At 59.5% G+C, this 23,603-nt stretch carries 12 protein-coding genes; 6 read left to right on the top strand and 6 right to left on the bottom strand.

Annotated elements, in window-relative coordinates:
* Positions 1-10 precede the first annotated feature (10 nt).
* A complete protein-coding gene (locus J3U87_RS23305) occupies positions 11-1,705 on the top strand; it encodes a hypothetical protein (RefSeq protein WP_237378184.1) in 1,695 nt (564 codons plus the stop codon).
* 1,430 nt (positions 1,706-3,135) lie between these two features.
* Positions 3,136-4,197 (top strand): IS110 family RNA-guided transposase, encoded by a 1,062-nt coding sequence (locus J3U87_RS23310; RefSeq protein WP_237377302.1) that lies wholly within the window; start codon positions 3,136-3,138, stop codon positions 4,195-4,197.
* Between the two features lie 334 nt (positions 4,198-4,531).
* On the opposite strand, the gene J3U87_RS23315 is transcribed toward J3U87_RS23310, so the two are convergent.
* Entirely contained in the window at positions 4,532-5,506 is a 975-nt protein-coding gene (locus J3U87_RS23315) for an alpha/beta hydrolase family protein (RefSeq protein ID WP_237378185.1), read from the bottom strand.
* Between the two features lie 334 nt (positions 5,507-5,840).
* Entirely contained in the window at positions 5,841-7,877 is a 2,037-nt protein-coding gene (locus J3U87_RS23320; RefSeq protein WP_237378186.1) for a winged helix-turn-helix domain-containing protein, read from the bottom strand.
* 627 nt (positions 7,878-8,504) lie between these two features.
* On the opposite strand from J3U87_RS23320, the gene J3U87_RS23325 reads away from it, so the two are divergent.
* Positions 8,505-10,856: a pre-peptidase C-terminal domain-containing protein gene (locus J3U87_RS23325; RefSeq protein WP_237378187.1), complete on the top strand. Its 2,352-nt coding sequence runs from the start codon at positions 8,505-8,507 to the stop codon at positions 10,854-10,856.
* A gap of 169 nt (positions 10,857-11,025) precedes the next feature.
* On the opposite strand, the gene J3U87_RS23330 is transcribed toward J3U87_RS23325, so the two are convergent.
* The 4 genes from J3U87_RS23330 to asd form a co-directional block, all read right to left on the bottom strand.
* Positions 11,026-12,573: a right-handed parallel beta-helix repeat-containing protein gene (locus J3U87_RS23330; RefSeq protein WP_237378188.1), complete on the bottom strand. Its 1,548-nt coding sequence runs from the start codon at positions 12,571-12,573 to the stop codon at positions 11,026-11,028.
* 1,112 nt (positions 12,574-13,685) lie between these two features.
* Complete coding sequence (locus tag J3U87_RS23335; RefSeq protein WP_237378189.1) at positions 13,686-15,392, bottom strand: aminotransferase class III-fold pyridoxal phosphate-dependent enzyme; 1,707 nt, start codon at positions 15,390-15,392, stop codon at positions 13,686-13,688.
* A 684-nt stretch (positions 15,393-16,076) separates the two neighbouring features.
* The gene (locus J3U87_RS23340; RefSeq protein ID WP_237378190.1) at positions 16,077-16,676 is read right to left on the bottom strand and encodes an Mpo1-like protein; all 600 of its coding nucleotides are present in this window, start codon (positions 16,674-16,676) and stop codon (positions 16,077-16,079) included.
* 264 nt (positions 16,677-16,940) lie between these two features.
* The gene (gene asd, locus J3U87_RS23345; protein ID WP_420038318.1) at positions 16,941-17,801 is read right to left on the bottom strand and encodes an archaetidylserine decarboxylase; all 861 of its coding nucleotides are present in this window, start codon (positions 17,799-17,801) and stop codon (positions 16,941-16,943) included.
* A gap of 233 nt (positions 17,802-18,034) precedes the next feature.
* Here asd and J3U87_RS23350 point away from each other — a divergent pair, with 233 nt between their 5' ends.
* The 3 genes from J3U87_RS23350 (at position 18,035) to J3U87_RS23360 (ending at position 23,094) form a co-directional block, all read left to right on the top strand.
* Positions 18,035-18,952 carry an ADP-ribosylglycohydrolase family protein gene (locus tag J3U87_RS23350; protein ID WP_237378192.1) on the top strand — a complete coding sequence of 306 codons (918 nt, stop codon included), beginning with the start codon at positions 18,035-18,037 and terminating at the stop codon, positions 18,950-18,952.
* A gap of 657 nt (positions 18,953-19,609) precedes the next feature.
* The gene (locus J3U87_RS23355) at positions 19,610-22,462 is read left to right on the top strand and encodes a TonB-dependent receptor (protein ID WP_237378193.1); all 2,853 of its coding nucleotides are present in this window, start codon (positions 19,610-19,612) and stop codon (positions 22,460-22,462) included.
* Positions 22,463-22,854: 392 nt separating this feature from the next.
* Positions 22,855-23,094, top strand: coding sequence for a hypothetical protein (locus tag J3U87_RS23360; protein ID WP_237378194.1), 240 nt, complete (start codon positions 22,855-22,857; stop codon positions 23,092-23,094).
* The last annotated feature ends 509 nt before the right edge of the window (positions 23,095-23,603 follow it).

The raw sequence follows: 23,603 nt of genomic DNA on the forward strand, positions 1-23,603 counted from the left end.
GGAGATTCACATGACGGACACAGTGATCGATGTAAACGGGACCTCGACCGATTTCTCGACGGAGTGGCCCGGCGTGGCGCCCGCATTCGACTTCTTGCGCCGGGTCGCCGGCCGTGCCGATGCGGTGGGCATCGCGTCCCAGCTCTTGGAGCAGCCTGGCGTGCGCAACGTCGACGAGGGCCTGCTCCGGAAAATGTTCGAAGAACTCAACAGCGAGGCGCCGCCCCGGAACCTCGCCGAACTGAAGCACAGGGTGGACGGGCTCGGCGACACGCTGGGCGATCGGCTCACGACGGCGCTCGCGTTCAACGGCGTGTTGAGGTGGTCCGATGGTCGGTTGCGGCCCGGTTTCGTCGAGGCGCTCGCCGACGAAGGCGTCGATCCCATTTGCGCCTGCCCGCAGCCCGAGACGGCGCTGGTTCCGCTGGATCTGGATCGGGTCTGTGAGCCGTTCTACCTGGACAAGGTGGGCGTGATCCAAAACCCGGGTTTCGGCAACACCGGCTTGGACGCCCTGATCCAGGCTTCGGCGTCGTTTGGGCTGGCCCGGTTGGCGCGGGCCCGAGTAGAGGACGATCCCGTGTTCGTGCCTTTGCTCGACGAGTTGGAAGAGGTCGGTTACCGGCTGCTGTGCCGTCGTCCCGAGATCGCGCAACCGCGTGCGGCGATACGGGCCCACATCGATGTCGCGTTGGAGCGATTGGCCCGGGGCAAGGCCTCGCGCAATGCCGACCAGCGCCTGGACGATGCCGTCATGCTGGCGTTCAGTGAGTTGTTGGTGGCTTCGCCCGGCCGCATCGTTCAGTTCCCGCCGGCCTGGAAGGACCGCTTGGAACCGATCGAGATACCGGACGGCGACGACGGCTTCATCGAGGGACCCGTACTGATCGGTCAGGACAAGGCGTACGAACTGGCGATCAACCTCAACCGCGTGCGCTGCGAAGTGGAGACGACGCCGAAAGCGGGCGAGGACGAATTCCGGATCCAAACCAAATCGACCGTTCAAAGCAAGAACGTGCTCTCGAAGAATTACGGTCACGATTTCGACGAAGCCGAGGAGGACATTCCCAATCTGGAAATCCTCAAGTTCGCGGTTCCCAAAAAGGCGGGAAGCACCCAAACCTTCAGGACCTATTTCCAGCCCTACGAAAGCGACGAGCTGACGGCCGGCGACATCACGAGGTTCCTGAACGTGCTGGCCAAAATCGTGGAGGCCATCGCCAAGGTGGCCGAGGCGGCGTCCAAGAAGAAGGCGGCCAAAACGGCCGAAAAGGCCGGGACCGGTGCGAGCGAAGCCCAATTGAAAAAGGTCAAGTCGGTGAAGGAGACGCTTGAAAAGCTTCCCGACAAGAAAGCCATCCAAAAGGCCGTCGAAGGTCTGGGAGAAGCGGGCGCCTTCGGGTTCTTGAGCTTCCTCAACGGGAACGATGCCTTCACGACGGTGACCATCTCCGGTTCGGTCACCAGCAATGGCCCTCAACTGGCGCCCGACTGGAGTTTCCAGGTGACCGGCGGCACCTTGAGTGCGAACCAGAAGCGCAAGGTGATGGTGAAAGCCAAGACGGGTGCGCGCAACATCAAACGGTTACAGGTCCACGAACTCAACGCCAAAGGCATCGGCCTGGCGCCGGGCAAGGATCCGGAAATCGGCGCCTACCTGCTCGATTTGGCCGTGGTCGTGCGTGAGAAACCGAAGACCACCTGATCGTGCGCTGGCCGTTCGCGGGAGTGTTCCCGCGAACGGCCATGTCCTAACGGGCATACCCAGTTCGTTTCCGAGAGAGAACAAGCCGATTCGAAGAGCCCGCATGAGCGTAAGCGACGTAAGGCCTGTAGGTTGAGCAGCTTGCTCAACCAATCGAAGCAAATCCCGCAGCGACATAACACCGTGCAAAAGAGCGGAGCGAACCCTTTTTGGTGAGGAGCATGCAAGGCGTGAATGTGCTTTGTTGTGAATTGTAATATACTGATATATAGCGGGTTGTGTTGGTGGGCCCGCCATGGGGCGGTAGCAAACTGATGAACCTACATGCCCGGCGGCTCTCATGGACTATCGGGCTCTGTCGGAATGCGTTTCTAGTGGTGGGGCGCTTCGCGTTTGTGCGTGAGTCTTTTTTGCCACATGGGTCGCTTCGACTGGTTGAGCAGGGCCGGTAAGGCAGGCTGCTCAACCTACAGGCCTTACGCCCCTCTCGTGATGCGAACTTCTCGCAGATTGGGGCTTCGATGAACGCGCGACTGCCAACACAAAACGCTTCGCTCTTAAAGAATTCGAAAAGTTGGAGTTACATCGCTTCGATTGGTTGAGCAGGGCCGGTAAGGCAGGCTGCTCAACCTACAGGCCTTACGACCCTCTCAAGATGCGGGTACTTTGGACTTCACGGCTTTCGATTGGGGTCGTGAGGGAAATGATCGGCTTCGCTCTTTGGCTCAATTGATTGTTGTTGCTTGGGTTGCTTCGACGCGTCGGCCCAGCGGGCCAACCTACAGGCCTTACGACCCCCTCAAGATGCGGGTACTTTGGACTTCACGGCTTTCGATTGGGGTCGTGAGGGAAATGATCGGCTTCGCTCTTTGGCTCAATTGATTGTTGTTGCTTGGGTTGCTTCGACGCGTCGGCCCAGCGGGCCAACCTACAGGCCTTACGACCCCCTCAAGATGCGGGTACTTTGGACTTCACGGCTTTCGATTGGGGTCGTGAGGGAAATGATCGGCTTCGCTCTTTGGCTCAATTGATTGTTGTTGCTTGGGTTGCTTCGACGCGTCGGCCCAGCGGGCCAACCTGTACCATAGAGTTCAAGCTCTATGGTTAATATTCAGTTCGTCACAGCCGTAGCCTTTTTCTTTTTTTGCTTCTTTTTTTCTTTTTGTGGAAACTGTGAATCTTGTGGAAAACTTTTTAGGTAGACGGTTAGGCGACTCCGGCCGGCCGACCAGAGTCGCCGGGTGAGATGAAGCCTTCGACCAACCTGAGCGCCCTGGTGGGTAGCTCGTCTGTAGGATTTTGCTCATCTCACCCTTTCCACACCGTTGAAAACCGCAGACTATCTGGGATTCTTCAAGTCCGTGTTTTTGCAGGTTTGGCTTTTGCGGTGTGTACCGTCCTTCACCTCTTCGGCATTGTGGAGGCTCTTCATGACCAAGACCCTAACCGCCTGGACCGGCATTGACGTTAGCAAAAACACCTTCGATATCGCTTATGTTTCCACCGAGAAAGGCGTCCCATTCGAGAAAGACATCCCATTTCACCGCATTCCCGCTCGTAAATTCCCAAGGACTCTCACAGGGGCAGAAGATGCCTTGACCTGGCTTGATGAGGCTCTTGGGTTTCCCGAACCTTTCAAAGAGCATGTCTGGGTCGTGATGGAGGACTGTGGAAGATACGCCGAGGAATTACGTTTGTGGCTGTCGATGAACAAGGGGCCATCCATCTGTATGATCACCCCCTCGCTCACGGCCGCTTACGCAAAAAGCCGAGGTCTTCGAAATAAAACCGATCGGGTGGATGCTCGATTGCTTGCCCTTTTCGGTCAAGAACGCAAACCTAAAATTCAAACGATTCCGAGTCGGACCTATCAGATTCTCAAGGACTTGTGGCGATGCAGGCAGGAGTATGTCGAACTCCAGGTAGCCGAGGGGAATCGGGCAGGTCAGCCGCTGCAAATCGAAGCGGTTCAGAAGATTCGAAAAAAACATCTCAAGGAGCTACAAGACCATATCGATCGGGTCGAGAAGGAAATCAAAAAGCTTCTCAACCGGACCCCAAAACTCAAGAAGGATGTGGACTTGTTATGCACGATAAAAGGGATCGGTTTCCTCACTGCTGTAATGGTCATCGCTGAAATGGGAGATCTCCGAAGATTTGCGCGAAGCCGCCAAGTCGGTGCATTTGCAGGGTTAAACCCGTCAAAGTTCGAATCGGGGACCTCGGTGAAAAAAACGACGATTATAAGTCGCAAAGGCTCAGCGGTACTGCGAGCGGGGCTTTACATGCCTGCGCTGACAGCCTGCCGTTTTAACGAACAAATGAAAACATTCTACGAGCGGTTGATACGCAAAGGAAAGTCGAAAAAGGCCGCTGTCGTGGCGGTCATGCGCAAATTGTTGGTGCTCATGCGGGCAATTCTAAAAACAGGAGTTCCGTACCAGGAGGATTTTCAAAAGTGTGCGTCTGCGGAAAAGATGTGCAAAACCTGACAAGATTTCCGCATTCCTCCCCCAATTTTAGGGTTGACACACAACAGACTATCCTACAGGCCTTACGCCACTTTCACGATGCGGGGGGCTGTGGACCTTGCGGCTTCGGACGCTCTGTCAGGGGAGAAAACGGCTTCGCTCTTTTCCCGCTCGATACTGCGCAGCCTTGATCCCTCGAAAAGTCGGGCTAGCGGCCATACCGGCCGTGCCCAACCTACTGCCGCGCCGACCCTCAAAGCATGCGGGAACTCCTCGCACGGGTCGCTTCGAAAAGTACATCCGGCGGATGTACCGACTGGGCACGACGAATCTCTCGGCATTCCAAACCAACTTGTCACGGCGCACTTTTGCCGCGTTCGATGCGCAGCAGCACCAGCTCGCTCAGGTCGGCGATGATGCTGGCCCGCGCGGCGTCGATGTGCCCCGTTTCGGTCCAGATCAATTCCTTTGGATCCCCCGCGGACGCATGCAGTTTCTCGGCCGACCACTGGGGGATGCGCACGTCGTGGCGGGCGTTGATCTGTACGAAGGGCCGCGGGCTGATGTGCTGAACGTGCTGGTACGGCTCCAGCCGCGTCAGCAGCACCTGGCCCAGCTTGACCAGGCACGCGCGCAGGGGCCTGAAACGGATCTTGGGCTTCATGGTGTGCTCCAAGAGCCCGGGAATGTCGGCGCCGCCCTGGAGGCTCCATATCCGGGTGAATCTTGGGTCGGCGGCACCGGCCACGATGGTGAAGAAGGAGCCCAGGCTGATGCCCACCAATTCGACCTGGCCGCCGTCCACATTCGGCAGCGTCAGCAGGTAATCCAGGGCCAGCAGGATCGCGGCGGGCGTGTCGTGCAGCCCGGCCCGCAGCTCGCGCAGGGCGATCAGGTACTCGACCCCGCTCATCCGCGTTTTGCCGCGGTAGGGATACGACAGGGCGACCACCACCATGTGCAGGTCTTCCTCCAGTAGCTTGATGGCGCGATGACCTCGATCGAAGCCACCGATCAGGATCACCACCGGCAGCTTTTCCGGTTGGGGCCCGAGCGGACGGCGCACTGCCATGCGAAAGTGCATGCCACTGCTGGAGGTGAGCTCCAGGTACTCGATTTCCGAGGATCGCCACGTTTCTGTCGCGGCGAAGGACGTCACGGAACTCAGGCTGCCGCGTCGTTCCTGGATGTAGTCGTCCAGGGGGCCGCTGTAGGCCAGGCCGTTGGGCCGCAGCCACAGCCAGGCGGCGACCATCAGGGCGATCGTGCACGGGGTTCCGATGAGGAGGGACCATTTGATCAGGCAGAATAGGCGACGCGTCGGCTTCACGGGAGACTCCTGGTCAGGTGACGGAGGATCGGCGGTAGTGTCGTGATCTTGAGCCGGGAAGAGGGGGGTTGCGCGGTTTTTGGGGAAATTTCCGGTGAAATGTCGGCGGATGCGGCGGTTGATCGGCCTGGCTGGGAACCCTATTTTCAATGTGTACAGATAATCTACATTATTTCGGGTATATAGGTCGATAGTTCAAAGCACATCCGTTCGAATCGCGAACAGATGCGCGGTTGGATCGCTTGGCAGGACGGAATTTTGGCCAAAAGCCCGAGCGTTTTCGGGCCGCCCCGAATCCCCTGGAATGAGCGGTGATCACCATCGGGGAAACCCGTTAGACGGATACCACCGCTTCGATCGCCGTCTCGGTGCCGAACCGGGCGTCCGGCCGATGCTCCGGGCACGCGGAGCCCGCGCCCTCGGCCTCGCAGCCTTTTTGGAGGGCGGCGATTCGGGCCTCGCTGGTGCGGTCCTGGAGTGCCGCGGCCAGCGATTGCGCTTCCTCCAGCAACAGGCGCGCTCGCGACCGATCTCGCTGCCTGATCGCCGATTGGGCTGACGCGATGGACAGGGCGAGCTCGGCGGCCCGGTCATGGAGCCGCGCGACCAGCGAACGGGTCTCGCGATAGATCGATGCCGCCTCGTCAACCTGGCCGATCCGGTCCAGGGTTTCCGCCAAGCCGATGTGGGAGGCCACGCATCGCGCGTCCTCGGGCCATCGGTGCCAGGCGTCGATGGCCAGGCGCCAACAGGCGACGGCTTCCGTCGCGTCCTGCCGCGCCGACGCGACGCGCGCCATGCGATCGTAAAGCAAGGCTTGGCCCACCAGGTCGCCGCACTGGGTGGCGAGCCCCATCGCTTCGCGCCATCGCGCTCCGGCTTTGGCCGAGAAGCCCAACGCACTCCAAGCTTCGACCAGTTCGGCGGAGAGGGCGGCGATCATGTTGGGATCGCCGAGGGATTGCCATTTCGCCAGGCTTTGCTCGTAACGGGTTGCGCGGGTCGCCTGGTCGCCTTGGATGCCCGCGATGTCGCCCTGAAGCCGCAGCAGGTTGGCCGCCAGTGCCTGATCGCCTCGCGTGAGGGACCGTTCCAGGACCGCGACACACCGGTCGGCTGCCCGCTCGGCCAGCCCGGTTTGCATCAGGCACCGGGCCAAGTGGTATTCGGCCCACAGAAAATCGGGCTCGCGCAGGATACATCCCTCGAGGAAAATCGCTGCCTTGGCGGCTTCGCCCCGCTCCAGCCAATGAAGTCCCTGGGCGAAGGATTCGTTGGCAAACGGGTTTTCCGTCAAGACCTCGTAGCGCAAGGTCCCCACGCCCGGCTGCACCAATCCCGCCAGTTGGTTCTGGAGTCGATCGGCGAGTTTTTTGATGGACGTGGTGCGAATCATCGATTCGCGAATGCCGAAGGTCGGACTGATGGCGCGGTAGGCGAGAAAGTAGTGATCCTCCTGGCTGTCGATTTCCCCCGAAACGACCCACTCGGCGCGGAGTTCCCGACTCAGGACGGTCAATTGGGCGATGGAGAGATCGGCCCCGATGTGCGTACCGTGGGCGCCCAGGGCACCGAGCACCTCGTCGGCGGGAATGGCCAGGCCGGGGGCGGTCAGGTGGAACCAGCGCGAGACCATATCCATCAAACCCAACTCGATCCACTGCAAATCCGGGTCTCCGCCGGCATTGAAAAACGGCAGGAAGGCGATGCGGGGTGCGCCGGTCTCGCGATGTTTGGCGTTGGGATGGGCGTAGATCGTCGGCATGGGTGCCAGGTCCAGTGCGAGCAGGGTGGAAGCCACCGGCAAGGCCTGGGTACCCAATCGCCGGAACAGGTCCCGTTGGGTCATGCCGCCTTCGACTCTCGGTCGTGGGGCGCGAGGGGGGTTTTCGGCGCAGCGAGAGGGGATCGAGGCAGGACGCGTGACCTCCTGCGCGGTGTCTTCCGCGCGACTTGGAGCCCTGGGGGACGGCGTTTCCAGTTCGGGTCGCCGCCATTCGGCGAGTGCCGACCGATGCGCCTCGGTGGCCTGCGGCGTCGATTTCGATTCGGCAGGGGTGGGGCGAACCGGGGCAATCCATTGGTAACCCTTGCGGGGTAGCGTTTTCAGGTATTTCGGGGCCTTCGGATCGTCGCCCAAGACATTGCGCAATTGGTTGATGCCTTGAAACACCGTTTGGTCGTTGACGTAGGCCCCGTCCCAAATGTCGCGCACCAGGTCTTCGCGGCTGACCACCTCGCCCTTGCGTTGGATGAGGAGCGCCAACAGGCGGCACGTTTGCGGACGAATTTTGATGGAGGAACCGTTTTTGATCAGTCGATCCGATTCAGTGAGGAACACGAAGTCGTCGAATGCATATGCGGGCATCATCGAGATCTCCCATTCATGTGATTGAAAGATGAGGAAGGAAAGCGGGATGTCGCGCCTTTCGCCAGCCGGCCCGTCGTCTGCGGGGTGGGTGCCTGATGCCGGTGTGGTGCGCATCCTTGCTTTCAAGACGCTGTCGCGTTTTCGGATCATCGAGCTTTGACCCGGAGAAACAACGTCGACAGGGGCAGTTACGGCCCATGGTTGTCGATCCCCCTATCGGAGGGGGCTTCGGTGACCGATTTTTCACGAATTGGTGACCTGTCATACGTGAGACAGCCGTGCGACGTGGGTGTTCGAGTCGTGTGTCTGACGTGATTTTGTGTCGCCGATCACCAGATACATGGCGTACGTATGACCCATCACCATCCTGAAAAAATAAGTAAGATGTATAAGTATAATGAAAAGAGTGCGTTGGGGTGGTTGTCCACATCTGAGTTTATCTAAGATCTTCTGAGGAGTTTTTTTGGGTGGCCTCGTTCATACTTCGTCCCACGAAGTTACATGCTTCGGATGAACCATCCTTGGAGGAAAATTATGAAATGTTTATCGGTTGATAGATTCCGATTCCCCATTCAAACCGTTAAAAGATTCCTGACCTTGAAAAGCCTGGATCTTCCGAAAATCGTGATGAAGCCTCTGTTGGCATCCTGCATTGCCATGGGGGCCGCCTCGGCCGCATTCGGCGCGGACCTGCCCGCGAACCGTTTCCACAACGACCACCGCGAGGGCGTTCAGAAAGTCGTGTTCGTCGCGCCCCAGGCAGCCAAAGCCGGGATCGAAGGCGAACAGGCGGCTTGGCACTATCTGCAAAACCACATTCGCCAATTCGGGCTCGCCGGCACCGACCAACTGGAACTGGTGCGCCGGAAGGAGAGTTTGTTGGGCGGTCACTACCACTTCAATCAGGTGATCGACGGCGTCTCGGTGCACCGCGGTGAGGTCGTCGTCTCCGTGTCGTTGGAGGACGGCCAGGTCTACCGCGTCTACAACAACCTCTACCCGGCCGGCGCGGCAAAGAACCTGCGCACCGAAGCGCAGCTCGACCTCGACGACGCTTACGACATCGCCTGGGAGCAATTGCGTGTCCACGGCGACATGACCTTGCGTCCGGATGCACGGCTGGTCTTGCAGCCGATCGGCGCCTCGTTGCGCCTGGTGTACCTGGTCGACCTCTCGGTGGAAGCGCCCTACGGCGATTGGCGCCACACCATCGACGCCCAGACCGGTGAGGTTTTGGAGGTCGAACGTCGCGGCGTATCGAGCAGACCGGAAGATGTGGATCCGGACGACTACGATGGACCGATTCTGGATCGGAGTGAGGCCTTCGCTCGCTTCGAAGCCCGCAAAAGTGCACGCAAGGCAAAGGGCGTGGCTGCCAAGGCGACGGTGGACGGTACCGGCGTGGTCTTTTTGAACGACCCGCGTACCGCGCTGATGACGGACGCACTCGAAGACACCTCGCCCGCGGCCGATTTCGATGGTGCCTACGTAACCCGCACCTTGCGGGACATCACGCTCGAGAGTGGTGAGTACCGCCTCGAGGGGCCCTACGTGCGCATCGTCGATTTCGAAGCCCCACCCACGCCGCCCAGCACCACTACCGACGGTAATTGGGACGCGCGGCGCGGCGACAACGCCTTCAACGAGGCCAATGCCTATTTCCACATCGATCAGAGCCAGCGCTACCTGCAATCGCTGGGGTTCTCCGGTGCCAAGGGCATTCAGGACGCCGGGATTCGGCTGGATACCGACGCGGTGAACGGCGACGACAACTCCTTTTACGTTCATGGTCCCAACGTCATCAAGATGGGTCGTGGATGTGTGGATGATTCCGAAGAGGCGTTCACGCTGCTGCACGAGTACGGGCACGCGATCCATTTCGACATCAACGACAATTGGAGCGGCGGCGACACCGGCGCCATGGGCGAGGGCTTCGGCGACTACTGGGCCGGTTCCTATCGCTACAGCACGCCCAACGGCAGGGCCTGGAATCCCAACTGGGCGTTTCCCTGGGTGGGTCACAACCCCTGCTGGGAAGGTCGGGTGCTGGACAATACCGTGGCCCAGTACGATCCCAGCGAGACCTACGACGCGCACGTCGACGTCCATGGTCACCTTTCCGACGAGCTGTGGTCGACCCCGCTGTTCCAGTCCATGAGAACCCTGATCGATCGCGGTGTGCCCCGCGAGGAAGTGGACACCTTGCTGGTGGAATCCCTGTTCGGCACCAGTGCCGACATGACGATGCGCGACATGGCGACCCTGATCGTCGACACCGCCGAACGACTGTACCCCGCCGGCCCCCACGCCGAAGTCTTTACCGAGAAGTTCCGCGACCAGAACATCCTCGAGGCCAACGACGGTCAGCTTCAGTCGGGTGTGGCCGTGACCGTCTCGGGTGATCGGAACAGCACCGAGCAATTCACCATCGAGGTTCCGGCGAATGCCCGAAAGCTCACCATCGAAACCAAGGGCGGCAGCGGCGACGCCGATCTCTACGTCAAGTTCGGGGCCGAGCCGGGCCTCTCCGATTTCGATCGCGCCTCCCTGGCCATCGGGAACGGGGAAGATCTGACGTTCCGACGTCCCAAGGAAGGCACCTACCACATCATGCTGCACGGCTACAGTGCCTACAGTGATTTGGAACTGGTGGCCACCGTCGAGGACGGCGGTTCCGGTCCGCGCGGTGGCTGGGTCTCGTCGCAGTCGTTCGCCTCGATTCTCCGTGGCGGCAGCCATCGTGATTACACCATCGACGTGGCGGGCGACTCCCTCTCGCTGGAGTTGGAATGGGGCGGTTCGGTCGATTTCGATCTGGTGCTCCTGGATGCCTCGGGCAACGAGGTCGGGCGCAGCGTGACCGGGAATCCCGAGACCCTCCAGCTCGACACGACCGGAAAGCACGGTGCCTACACGGCGCGCGTGATTAACAACGGCGGCAGCTACGCGTCCTTCTCGCTCAAGGCCACCCAACGCTGAGACATCGCTTCGAAGCCGGCCGGGCCCAGCGCCCGGCCTTTTTTGCGACGCCGGCGTGCCCCACGCATCACGCGACGAATCATTGAGTGTCCTGGCGCGGAGTGCGTCGAAATGCGGCGTGTCGTTCCGGCCGTTCCGGATCCGAAACGGCCGGGTTCAAGGTTACCGATTAAAAGTGGCAGGCTTCCTCGGCGCTACCGACCATGTTCATGGAACCCTGATCGACGACCCACCAGGCCTGATCCAGGTTACAGAAATCATTGTTGGCGATCGAAAAGCCGGATGTCGTCGGTTTCATCGAGATTCCCGCGGGCCATGCATAGGACGTCGGGATGGTGCTGCCGATCCGATTGTTGCTGATGTTGCCGAAGCTGGAGTGGGCGACATAGATGGCCAGGTTGCCCGAACTGATTTGGTTGTTCAGGATATCGGTGCCGTTGGCGTAGGCGCACTTGATCGAGAGCGCTTCGGGATCGCTGCCCCAAAACCCGTTGTTTACCAAATCGATACCGACCATTCTCAACCCCGGCTCGCCTTCGAGCACGATGCCCCCGTAGGTGTACCCGCGAAGCGTATTGCCGGTGACGGTGATATTGGAGACCGCGTTGGTCGAAAGGCTGTTGGCGATTCTGATCGCCGCGCCTTGGTAGGGGCTGCCCAGGTTCACGGTGTTGTTGGAGACGGTGGTGTTGGTGATGTCCCCTTCACGTGCGATCAGGCTGATGCCCGAGGAGGTACCGTTGATGGTGTTGCCGTCGATGATACTGTTGGTCAGCGTCGCGCCCTTGATGCCGTTGGTGGTCGCGCCGTCACCATCACCTTGGCTGGATCCGCCGCCGTACAGGGTGTTGTTGCGAACTTGGATGGCGTCGCCGTTCGCGCGGATGCAGTCGATGTTGACGCCGCTGACGTGATTGTAGGCGATGGCGATGTTCGAGACACTGCCCGGAGCGTCGGGTTGGGTGCGGATACCGTTGTCGGCGATATCGGTGAGGGTGTTCTGTTGAATGTCGATGTAGGAGCTGTACCCATTCTGCGAGCTCACGAAAATGCCGATCTGCCAGACTTTGGTGATGGTGTTGCTGCTCGCGGAACCGTTGTGGACGTTCTGAAAGATAATGGCGGACCCGATGTGGTTTCCGGCGAGGGTTCGGTGGTCGGCGCCGATGTTCCAAAAAGTATTGCCGTTGGCCCAGGCGTTTTCCAGGTTCCAGAGGACCAAACCCGATTGACTGGCGTTGATGAAGGTGTTGCCCGTAATTTGGGCTTGGTGCAGGTCCCTGATCACCAGGTTGTTGTAGGCACCGTCGGTGCCGAGGCCGCGGACTCCGTCGAACGTCATTTGGTAGATGTTGCAGCGCGTGGCGCTGTTGCCGGCTTCAAAGTTCAGCTTGAACGTCTTGGCGGAAAACGTCGGATTCCCGGTTCCCCGAATATGGACGTAGCGCAGGCCGGACATATCCAGGTCGTCGATGTTGTAAGTGGAAGTTTGGGAGGCATCGACCATCAGGGTGTAGTCCTGGCCGAATTGCTCGGTCAGGTTCTGTACATCCAGGATCGCGGTTTCCAGGGCCAGGCTCCAGTCTCCATTCGAGACCAGGTGCTGGTAATCGTGAAGATAGACGTAGGTTCCTTGAACGGATTTATCGTGGGTCTCGGCGGCTACGGGGACGAGCGCCATCGCGACGATGGCCAAAAGGATGGAATGGATTTTCATGAAAGACATGCTCCGTGTTGCATCTTTTTTCACACCTCCTGGCAAACGAGAGTTACCCAGGTGTGTCAACCCATGAAGTCCTTTTTCCGGTAAAAGTCCGCCAGTCAACTTTCGCTTTTTTTGAAAATCCCATGTGTTGTCTCGACGTGGATTCGGTGCTGCGCTCGAGTATTCAGCCCGGCAGGCGTTTTTTCGAGGTTACCCAGCCACGAACCCCTACATAGCGATGGATTCGGGAACTTCGGCCAGCGACCTTACCGGGCCTGCCCAACCCAGCCGAGCTTTCCGCGACGACACCACGCTTTTGGTACAAACCTGCTCGGAGTGCCCGAATGCCGAGAGATTCGTCGTGTTCGGTAGGGGCATCAGGGGCGGTAAGCCAGCCGAATGAACGCGCCGAAGTGATTCATACGAGGAGTTCCCGCATTTAATGAGAGTCGGCATGGCAGTAGGTTGGCCGGCCCGGCCGACACTTCGAAGCGATCCACGTTTCGCAAGATCGAGCGGGAAAAGAGCGAAGCGGATAAGTCGATCCTCTAGATATCTCGAAGGCATATCGGCCCAGCGCCCTGGATGGGCAGGGCCGGTAAGGCCCTGCACTCACCGCGACGACGGCTATCTCTGGATGCGGGAACTGCGAGGTTGAGTCGTTTCGAGGCGTCGGCCCAGCGGGCATACCGCCCGTGACCAACCTATCGCGACGACGGCTCTCTCGAAGATGCGGGAACCTTGTACTATGTAACTCCGACAAGTTCAGCGGGCCGCTGAACCTACCGGGCACGACGCCCCTCTCGTGCCTGCGGGAACTCCGAGAGGAACGACTCCGAAATGTCGGCCCAGCGGGCCAACCTACTGCGACGACGGCTCTCTCTGAATGCGGGAAATGCCGGCTTGTGTGTTTCGGTGAGCGGACACAACGTCTCTCTCTGGATGCGGGAACTGCGAGGCTGAATCGTTTCGAGGCGTCGGCCCAGCGGGCATACCGCCCGTGACCAACCTATCGCGACGACGGCTCTCTCTGGATACTGGAACTGCGAGGCTTGTGTGTTTCGGTGAGCGGACACAACGGCTCTCTCTGGATGCGGGAACTGCCGGGGGCGTGCTTCGGTGCGTCAGCGGGCGCGCTCGGGATCCAGGCCCAAGGGTTCCCGGCGCGGGGACTTTTTGCCGAAGCCGAAACGCTTGCCCAGCATTTCGCGGAAAAAGGCCTTTTTGATTGCCTTGTTGGTCAGGTTCGCCGGCGCATACCACCAGCCGTCCGTCGCCATCTCCTCGGCCGCGGCGACGAAGCGCGTCATCACCGCCTCGAAATCTTCGTCGCGGTAGTTGTGGCTGAAGATGAAACGACCCGTACCCGTCCAGGCCAGGGCCAAACCATGGGCGCGCAGGTAGTACTGGAACATCCAGTTGTAGCGACCGGGTTTGGTGTAGGTCACGGTCCAGATCGACACGAGGTTGACGACCCGGACGGGTAGATCCCGTTCCTCGAGGCGCCCGTTCAACGCTGCGGCGCGGTCGTTCCACAGCGTATCCAGGCCCTCGTAGGTGGCGCGGATCGCCGGCGTTTCGATGCGTCGCAGGAATTCGTTCATCGCGCCCATCACGTAGGGGTGCGAGTTGAAGGTACCTCGCGCGAAACACACCTGGGTGGGGCGATCCTCCCTGTAGCGTTTCATCAGGCGGCGCTTGCCGCATACCACGCCCACCGGCAGGCCGCCGCCCAGGGTCTTGCCGTAGGTCACCAGGTCGGCCTTGACCCCGAAGTACTCCTGGGCGCCGCCGTAGGCCAGACGGAACCCGACGAAGATTTCGTCGAAAATCAGGACGATGCCGCGCAGGCTGCAGATGGTGCGCAGTTCGCGCAACCAATCCGCATAGGCACGCCGGTCGAAACGGGCCTGGCGGTCGCTGGCGATCAGCATCGCGTCGCCGGGTGCGTTGGCGTTGGGGTGCAGCGCCTGCAGCGGGTTGACCAGGACGCAGGCGATATCCTTGCGGGTGGCCAACACCGCCAGCGTATCGCCATCCATGTCCTTCAGCGTGTAGACGTCGCGGTTGCTGCGCTGATTGCCGACGCCGGGCTGCACGCCGTCCCACCAGCCGTGATATGCCCCGCAGAAGCGGACCAGTTTCGGTTTGCCGGTGTGGTAGCGCGCCAGGCGCACGGCCTGCATCACCGCTTCGGTGCCGGACATGTGAAACGACACCTCGTCCAAACCGGAAATCTGCTTCAGTTTCTCCACGTTCTCGGCGATCAACGGGTGGTAACGGCCGAGCACGGGACCCAGATCGCGGACCCGCTCGATCCCGCGGTCCATACACTCCTTGTAGAAGTCGTAGCCGAAGACGTTGACGCCGTAGGATCCGCCCAAGTCGTAGGCCCAGTGATCGTCCAGGTCGCGGACCCGAACGCCGGCCGATTCCTCCAACACGGCGCCCACCTTGAAATGGGTGCTGACGAAGTTGCGAAAGGGGAAGGGGACGCGGTAGGCGTTGATGAAGGGCACGTCGGAAATGCCGTCCTCGAGGGCTTCGCTGAAGGCGATCGATTGGGGCGATTGGGTCGAAAAGTGCCGTTTCAATCGTTCGAAGCCGGCCCGACGTTGGGCCACGACGGATTCCGGTGCGCCGTCACAGGAAAACACGCGGGCCTCGTCGTACGCGAAGAAGGGAACCAGCTTCGCCATGTGGCGCGACATATTCGAGTGGCCGCGCAGCGAAGGATGTTTGGCTTTCGAGAGCCGCAACCGAAAGTAGGCTTTGCGGATCAGGTAGAGACCCGCCGCGGCAAACAGCACGTAGAGAAAATCGTGACCCACTGGGACATCCTTCCGGTTGCCCGGAACCCTTGCGAGGGCGGGCTCCGCGGCGACGAGGCGTTGTCATGCAGGCCGCGATTCTAGCACCGCTCCCGGGATGGAATTGTGAGCGGACGGTCGAACTTCGGTGAGATTTCGACGCGAGTTCTCTCCCGAAGCGATTCAACCCAGGGAGAGCCCGCATTCAGAGAGTGTCGTCGTGCCCGGTAGGTACATCCGCCGGATGTACCCGCCGAAGCGATCCAGCGAGGGTGTGCCCGGATCCAAAGAGTGTGGTCGTGCCCGGCGGGTACATCCGCCGGATGTACCCGCCGAAGCGATCGAGCCGGGGCGTGCTTGCATGTCGAGAACATCCGCCGGATGTACCCGCCGGAGTGATCCAGCCCCGGTAACCTCGTCTCTCGAGAGAGACGTCGCCCCGGCCACCCGCACACCGTTCGACACAGGCGGGAGGTGCCACCCTCCGGTCGCACCTCGCCCTCGGTCATGTGGTTCCTGGCTTATGAACCCAAAGTGTGCGATTCGGGTGGATGCAATCGTGCAAGATGCCGAAGCGAAACGCGTCGAGAAAAGCACGGGCGTACCAGTGAAGCACGTTGAGCATTTTCACGATGCGTTGCAGCTCGGCAGATGGTGCGAGTGCGCCGCCAAGGATCGCTCAATTTGGGTTTGACCCGAATGGTTCTAAAAACGGTTCACCATCGGATCGAACAACTCGCCTTTCAGCAACTGAATGGGCGACTTGTGGTAGATCTTGACGTCGTGGAAGGGATCCGTAAGGATTTTTGCGGCCCAGACGATTCCGGTCATCATGTCATACAACCAGAACAAGTGAATCGTTCGGAAGAGGATGGCTGCGGGAGCCAAGGCCAGCCACATGATGCTGACGTTGTTCAACCAGCCAAGTACGTCGTGGTGTGGGCGAAGCAGGCCGAACAGGCTCGGCTCGATGAGCAACACCAAGGGGGACAGCAACCACAGCGACAGCAATATGCGCTTCCGCTTCAGGTTGTACCCGATCTTGATATCTTCCTTGTGCTCGTGGGTCGCTTCGTTCACATCGTCGTACCCCTTGGGTTCGAAGAAGAAATGTCCGATTTGACGCAGGACCATGGCGACGATCCAACCAATCAGGGTCGCGGCCACCGGACTGACGAACAGAAGCACGTAGGAACACAGGAAACTAATCGCACTCAGAAAGTGAAGCGATTGATTGATTCGACTGTGGTGGTAATAGCGGTGATCATCCCACCGTTGTTCGCGAAGGTTCTCCAGAAATGTCATAGGTTTCATTCCCGTGGAGTCGATCTCGAATCACAAACCGAATGAAGGTTCGCGGGAAGAAAGATCTTCCGTTGGTTCGCCGGATTCGCTCCATTCGTATCGTTGGAACATCTTGCCAAAGTACCTCTCATGAAAACCGTTGTCGTGGAGAGGGACAATTCCTGAACTATACAAAAGGCGCCCGGCTCGATGGGTTAGGAAAGCGTTAGCTTTTTCATGGAAGCGGGATGATTTCGTCCGGCCGTGCGGTGGATGGAGCCGAAATCAGGGCAGCCGCAGCAGGGGTTGACCCATGCGGATCCTGTCTCCGAACGCGACGGCTTCGTGAAGCTGGTAGTCTTTGTGGGCGAGCACGACGATCGTGGAACCGTGCTGGAAATAGCCCATTTCCTCGCCCTTGGTGAAGGCGGCGTCGCACGCAATGCGGTTGGGGCCCTTGTAGCGCAGTTCGAGGTTCTGTTCGAGAAAGTGGAGCCGCAGGCTGGCGACCAGGATGGCGGCGATGGGGACCAGGGTCAGCGGCGGACGGGACTCGCTGACCTCGAGATCGATGACCGCCCGCTCGTTTTTACAGAAGAGGCGCTCGACGCGCTCCAGTGCGATCGGGTTGACGTTCCAGGTATCGCCGGAAATGTAGTTCACCTCGCGCACGGCACAGTCGTAGGGCGCGTGGAAGCGGTGGTACATGGTGGATTTGAGCCGAAGTGTGACGTAGGTGCCGTCGCGGAAACGTGCCACCCGCTCGGGGTCGCCCAGCAGGTCGAGGGCCTCGTAGGGAAAACCCTTGGCCTGAAAAAGCGTGTCGTTCTCGATGCGGCCGTGGGCGCCGACGACCGCGTCACAAGGGCTGACCATCACTTGGGGATCGGCGTCGATCGGCCGGGCGCCCTCCTTCAATTCGCGAATGAAACACTCGTGCAGGCTCTTGAACCGCGTCTGCTTGGACTCGTGCAGGTCGAGGTCGTCGGCGAACAGCTTCCACGCGGCGAGCGACACCTTGCAGAGCAATGGATTCTCGATGCGCGAAAACCAACCGAAAAATAGCGTGGCCCAACGTCGGGGGATGCGGTTGGTCAGCAGAAAATTGATGCGTTCTTGTTGGGTTAGCTGTTTGAGGGGAGAAATCGCGGCCTCTTCCTGTTTACGAATGACCCAATCCGGTGTGGAAACACCCCCATTCTACTCGGCTACCGGGTCGAATCAACCGCAAATGCGCGAACCGTACGGCCCCCGACAGGCCGTACCGGAAGGAATTTGAAAAATCCCCCCGAAAGGTCGACAGAGCAGCCATCAAAGGGGGCCGCTCGTGGCATAATCGGGGTACTCCATGAAAACAACCGGTGCAAAGGGAGCTGACCATGACTCAAGCGGACCCTCGTTATCTGGCAGCACGTGATGCGTTGAACGGCCTTTCGGTCGGCGACGCCTTCGGACAGACCTTTTTCCACACCAACGATCGAGCCGTCTGGTTTCGCGACCGAGCCTTGGCCAAGCCCCCCTGGCGCTGGACGGACGACACGGCGATGGCCCTGTCCATCGTCGAGATTTTGGGTGCTTCGGGCGAAATCGACCAAGACGCGCTCGCCGATCGCTTCGCCACCAAATACCGCGAGGAACCGACCCGCGGCTACGGTGGCGGGGCCCACGACATCCTGGCCCAAATCGGCAGCTTCACCCCCTGGCCGCAAGCTTCCTCCTCCGCGTTCGGCGGCACGGGCTCCATGGGTAACGGCGCCGCGATGCGGGTCGCCCCGCTCGGCGCCTTCTTCGCACCGGATCTGGATCAGGCCGTGGTTCAGGCCGAGGCGTCCGCCGAGGTCACTCACTTCCACACCGAAGGAAAAGCGGGCGCCGTGGCCGTGGCGGTCGCCGCCGCGTTGGCGTGCCGTGCGCGAACGGAGCGGATCGAACGCGGTGCGGCCTTCATCGACGCGGTGGCGGAACATCTTCCCGAGTGCCACGTTCGCGAAGGACTCGCCGAAGCGGCGCGGTTGGCACCGGATACACCGATCGCGGCAGTCGCCGAGAAGCTCGGCAACGGCAGCCGCGTGCTGGCTCAAGACACCGTGCCCCTGGTGATCTGGGTGGCCGCCCATCACCTGGACGATTACGAAGAGGCCCTGTGGTTGGCCGTTTCCGCGGAGGGCGACATGGATACCACCGCCGCCATGGTCGGCGGCATCGTCGCCTCCAAGGTGGGGACCGAGGGGATCCCGGCCGCCTGGCTGGAAGCGCGCGAAGCGCTTCCGCCTACCGCCCTCGACGAAGGCTTCTGATTCCCTAATTCTTCGTCCGTTATTGCGTTCCTGAACGTTAACCAATAGAACCCGACCTGAAGTTGGAAGAGGGCCCGGACGGATTGCAGAGACTGACTTTGAAGGACCCCAAAGGGATTCGCTTTGCCATTCCCCTCGAATGAATGGGCGCTCGCGACCCGGCCGACCGGTGCCCGTTCCGCATGATCCCATTGGCCCGGGGGTCGGGAGAAGTGGGTGAATACCCGCTTTTTGGATAAATATTTTGCGACCCATAACTTGTGCCCCTTCGGAAGCGGAGATGCCGGCACCTGATCATCCCGCGATTTTTCGGGCAATCCGCTGCCCTCGAGATGGGGACCCGGATCGACCGATGTGACGAGCCCCATCGGCGTCGCGCGATTGGGTACCTGCGATCGAGGTCCGCCGACATCCTGGCCGAAGCCACCTCGGGCAAGATTTAGTGGCGGTGTTTTTTGCAAAATGGCGAAAGAGTCGAGTGTAGCGGAAATCACGTAATTGCTTGACAGCGGGGAATGCAGCACTTAGTTTAATGGTAACGCTAACATAAACATCATGACGCCATCATGAAGCAATAGCGCTTGCCCTAAGCATTTTTCCGTCCTGGAGAATTGCTTCGGTGTGTTAGCGTTACCGTTCACATCCGAGAGGGTCATCATGAAACGTGCATTCATTTTTTTTGGCTTGTTCTCTCTTGCTTTGGCTTTCGGTCTTGTTCCGTTGGCTTTTGCCCAAGAGTCCGACCAAGCCGCCTCCCCGCAGCAAGGCTCGCCCGAGGAGGAAGAGGAGATAAAAATCGACGAACAGATGGAGGTTGTCGGCATCCGTCGTTCGTTGACTACCGCGGCTGAGATCAAAAAAGTCGAGGTCGGTGTGGTAGACGCCATCACGTCCGAGGGCATCGGCCGTTTTCCCGATACCAACCTCGCCGAATCGATGCAGCGCATTCCCGGCGTGTCCATCGACCGGCGCAACAACGAGGGCAACCAGGTTTCCGTCAGGGGATTTGGCCCCAGTTTCAACCTGGTCACGCTCAACGGCCGCCAAATGCCGGCGGCCGCGACCCAGAAACAAGAAGGGGACAGCACGGCCGAACAGAGCCGGGCGTTCAACTTCGCCGAAATTTCACCCGACTCGATCGCCGGGGTCAAAGTCTACAAGAGTTCGCGGGCCGATGTGACCACGGGCGGCATCGGTGCCACCGTCGACATCAACACGGCCAGGCCCTTCGACCTGGGTGAACGCACCCTGGTGGGTTCGATCAAGGGGTTGGCGGACACTTCCAATGCCGAGGGCGAGGATTTCACGCCGGAAGCGTCGTTCCTGGTCAGTGACATCTTCCTCGGCGGCCGTTTCGGCGCGCTGCTCACCGGGTCCTACTCGGTGCGCGACAGCCGCGAGAGTTTTGTGGGCACCGATGGCTGGTTGCGGGTGGGCAACGCCAACATCGACGACAGCGCCATCGATCGCAGCCTCAACCCGACCGGCCAGGTTTGGCTGCCGCGCAATCTGGTCGTCGACCAGAGCGACCACGAACGCAGCCGTTTCAACGGCCAGGCCGTGTTCCAGTTCGTGCCCAACAGCCGATTCAAGGCGACCATCGATTACACGGTGTCGGAGTACGAGGACACCATCGAGCGCAGCCAGACCGGGATTTGGTTCGAAAGCCCCAACCCTTCGGGTGCCACCGATGCCAACGGTACGGTCATCAATCCGACCATCAACTCGAATCCGGCCACCAACGTGGGCGCACTGGATTTCCAAGGGTACAGCGATGTCGTCAAGACCGAAAACGATTCGGTGGGCATCAACCTGGATTTTCAGTTGGCGGACAATCTCAACTTCACCCTCGATGTCCACGATTCCACGTCGGAAGCCCAGCCGGATGGCATCAGCAGCGACTTTCTGGTGATTCTCTCGGGCCCGTTGGGGGTGTCCACCACGGTCAACTACGATGGCGGCGACATCCCGAGCACTAGCATCAACGATTCGGATGTCCCGATCGTCAATCCCCACCTGTCCGGTGGTTACGACGATGCCCACGGTCTGCGACCCAATATCGACCTACTGCGCAACAAGGGCGTCAAAAACCAGGTCCAGCAGGCCCAGTTCGCTGGTCAATGGGCCAATCTCAGTGGCGGCGCCCTGCGATCGATCCATTTCGGTGCCGCGGTCACGGATTATGAAATCGATACCTCCTGGATCTTCGACCTGGGTGTCCAGGGCCAGCCGGCCTGTGCCACCTGCAACGACCTGGTCACCCTGTCGGAAACGGAATTTACCGAAGTGTTCCCCACGACCTTGATCTTCAATGCGCGCAGTGTGTTCGACGAATTCGTGGGTGGCCTGCCGTCGGTCTTCGATTTGACCAACGCCAACAAGCACAGGGTCAGCGAAGAAACCACCTCCGCCTACGTGCAATTCGACTGGGAGGCCGAAATCAGCGGCATGCCCTTCAAAGCGTTGGGCGGCATCCGCTACGAGAAGACCGACGTCACCGGGACCACCATCCAGAACAACCCCGAGGCCATGGTCTACATCAGCCCCACCGAATTCCGCGCTCAGTTTTCGGATGAAGAGACGGCCTACTCCCTGGCCGACGAATACGACGTATTTTTGCCGAGTCTGAGCACCAGCCTGGAATTGCGCCAAAACCTGATCACCCGTTTCTCCTACGGTCGATCCCTGGCCAGGCCCGACCTGAACAGCATGAAACCCGCTCTTTTAATTGGAGATGCACGGCCAGGAGGTCCCTATAACGCCTCGCAGGGCAACCCCGGGCTGAAGCCGTACATTTCCGACAATATCGACCTTTCGATCGAGTGGTATTACCAAAACGGCAGCTATGCGGCCCTGACCTACTTCCGCAAGTGGGTGGACAACTACATCGTCAGCGTCATCAACCAAGGCACCATCGTCGGTGATTTGGGCTTCGAGCTCACCGATCCCAATCCCCAGGACGATCCCAACTTCCCGGCGAACACGGCCGGCGGTCCCGATGACGAGGTCATCGTTTGGGACATCCTCTCCTTCGAAAACGGCGAGTCGGCTTCGGTCGACGGTTGGGAACTCGCCCTGCAGCACATGTTCCAGGGCACCGGTTTCGGTGGCCAGCTCAACTTCACCATGGTGGACGGCGACGTGGAGTACGATGTTCGCGCCTTGGACCAGTCCGTGGCCCTGACCGGGCTTAGCGATTCGGCCAACCTGGTGGTCTTCTATGAAACCTCCCGCATCAAAATCCGCACGGCCTACAACTGGCGCGACGAGTTCTTGCTGTCGGCCAACCAGTTGCGGCAGATGAACGAACCGGTCTTCATCGAAGCGTACGGCCAGTGGGATATCCGCCTGGGTTACGATTTGTTGATGAGAGGCGGGATGACCATCTATGTCGAAGGCCTCAACGTCACGGGCGAGCCCATGAAGGCCCACGGTCGATTCGACAACCAGTTCCTGCTGTATGCCGAGCAGGAGCCGCGTTACAACGTGGGGCTCCGCTCCCGATTCTGAGTTTGATTGGTCGCGGCCCGATGCTTACGTCTCGTGGGCATCGGGTTGCGGTGGTGACTGCTGTTTTTTTACCACGGAGGTCACAGAGGAATGTGAATTGAGCGTCTTTTTTTGAATGAGGCTATATTGTAATCTATAATGTTGTTTTGGTTGAAATGATTTCGTGTCATTGCTCGAAACTATGGTTGACAAATTATCTCGTAATTTGAAATTTTTTTAAGCAATAGTAATGTAATTTGTCTGAGATGGGTCTAGTCTCCGGTAAAACTATATAATCAAACAAGGAAGAAATGAAACCAAGGAGAGCATGGCCGTGGTGTGTCGCCAAATGCCTACCTTTCCTGGCTTTCGATGTTCATGGGTTCCTGCTTCATTTTTGGGAAGATGAACTCATGGCCCCCGATGTGGTGTATCTTTCTTCGAATCGAGCTGGATTCCTGATCCATTTTTCTGAAGCTCTCCTGAAACAAAATGGCACCTTTAATCTGAGCTGGGTCTTACCGTCGTCAAATCTTGATCAGGTAGACAGGAATGATCGAAAACAGGAAAAGCAGAACCATGACGTGTCACCAAATACCGATCCTTTCCTGGCTTCCAACCTTCCTGGTTTCCTGTTTTATTTTCTGGGTTGAATGACCTATGACCCATGACCCTACGCCAGAAACCGGGTATGTTGCTTCTTGCTCGAAATCGAGCTGGATATGCCCGCTGGCCCGGGGATCTTGTGAAGAAATGTATCAGGCTCAACTATGAAGTTGACATGGTGATTGGGTGTGTAAATCGAGCATTCAGTCAAACGATGTTGGCTCAGCGTTCTGGGCGAGCCTGGCGCCATTGGGACGGCGCCTCCCCCCAACATGTGGGGACATTCGTGCGCTTCACTCCGATTCATCTCCGACTCTGTGTTTTTCTGGGCAAAAGCTGGCGTGTATCATGGCTCGGGATGCTCTGTTCCCTCCGCCACCACGGGGGGACTTTGTGATCTCTGCGAACTCTCTTGAAACAAAGTCGCTCGGAGTTCCCGGATGCCGAGAGATCCGTCGTGCCAGGTAGGTTCATCCGCCGGATGAACTTGTCGAAGCGATCCATGATCAGAGTTCCCGCATGCTTTGAGGATCGGCGCGGCAGTAGGTTGGCCGGC

The organism is Sulfidibacter corallicola (assembly GCF_017498545.1).
GTDB classification, from domain to species: domain Bacteria; phylum Acidobacteriota; class Holophagae; order Acanthopleuribacterales; family Acanthopleuribacteraceae; genus Sulfidibacter; species Sulfidibacter corallicola.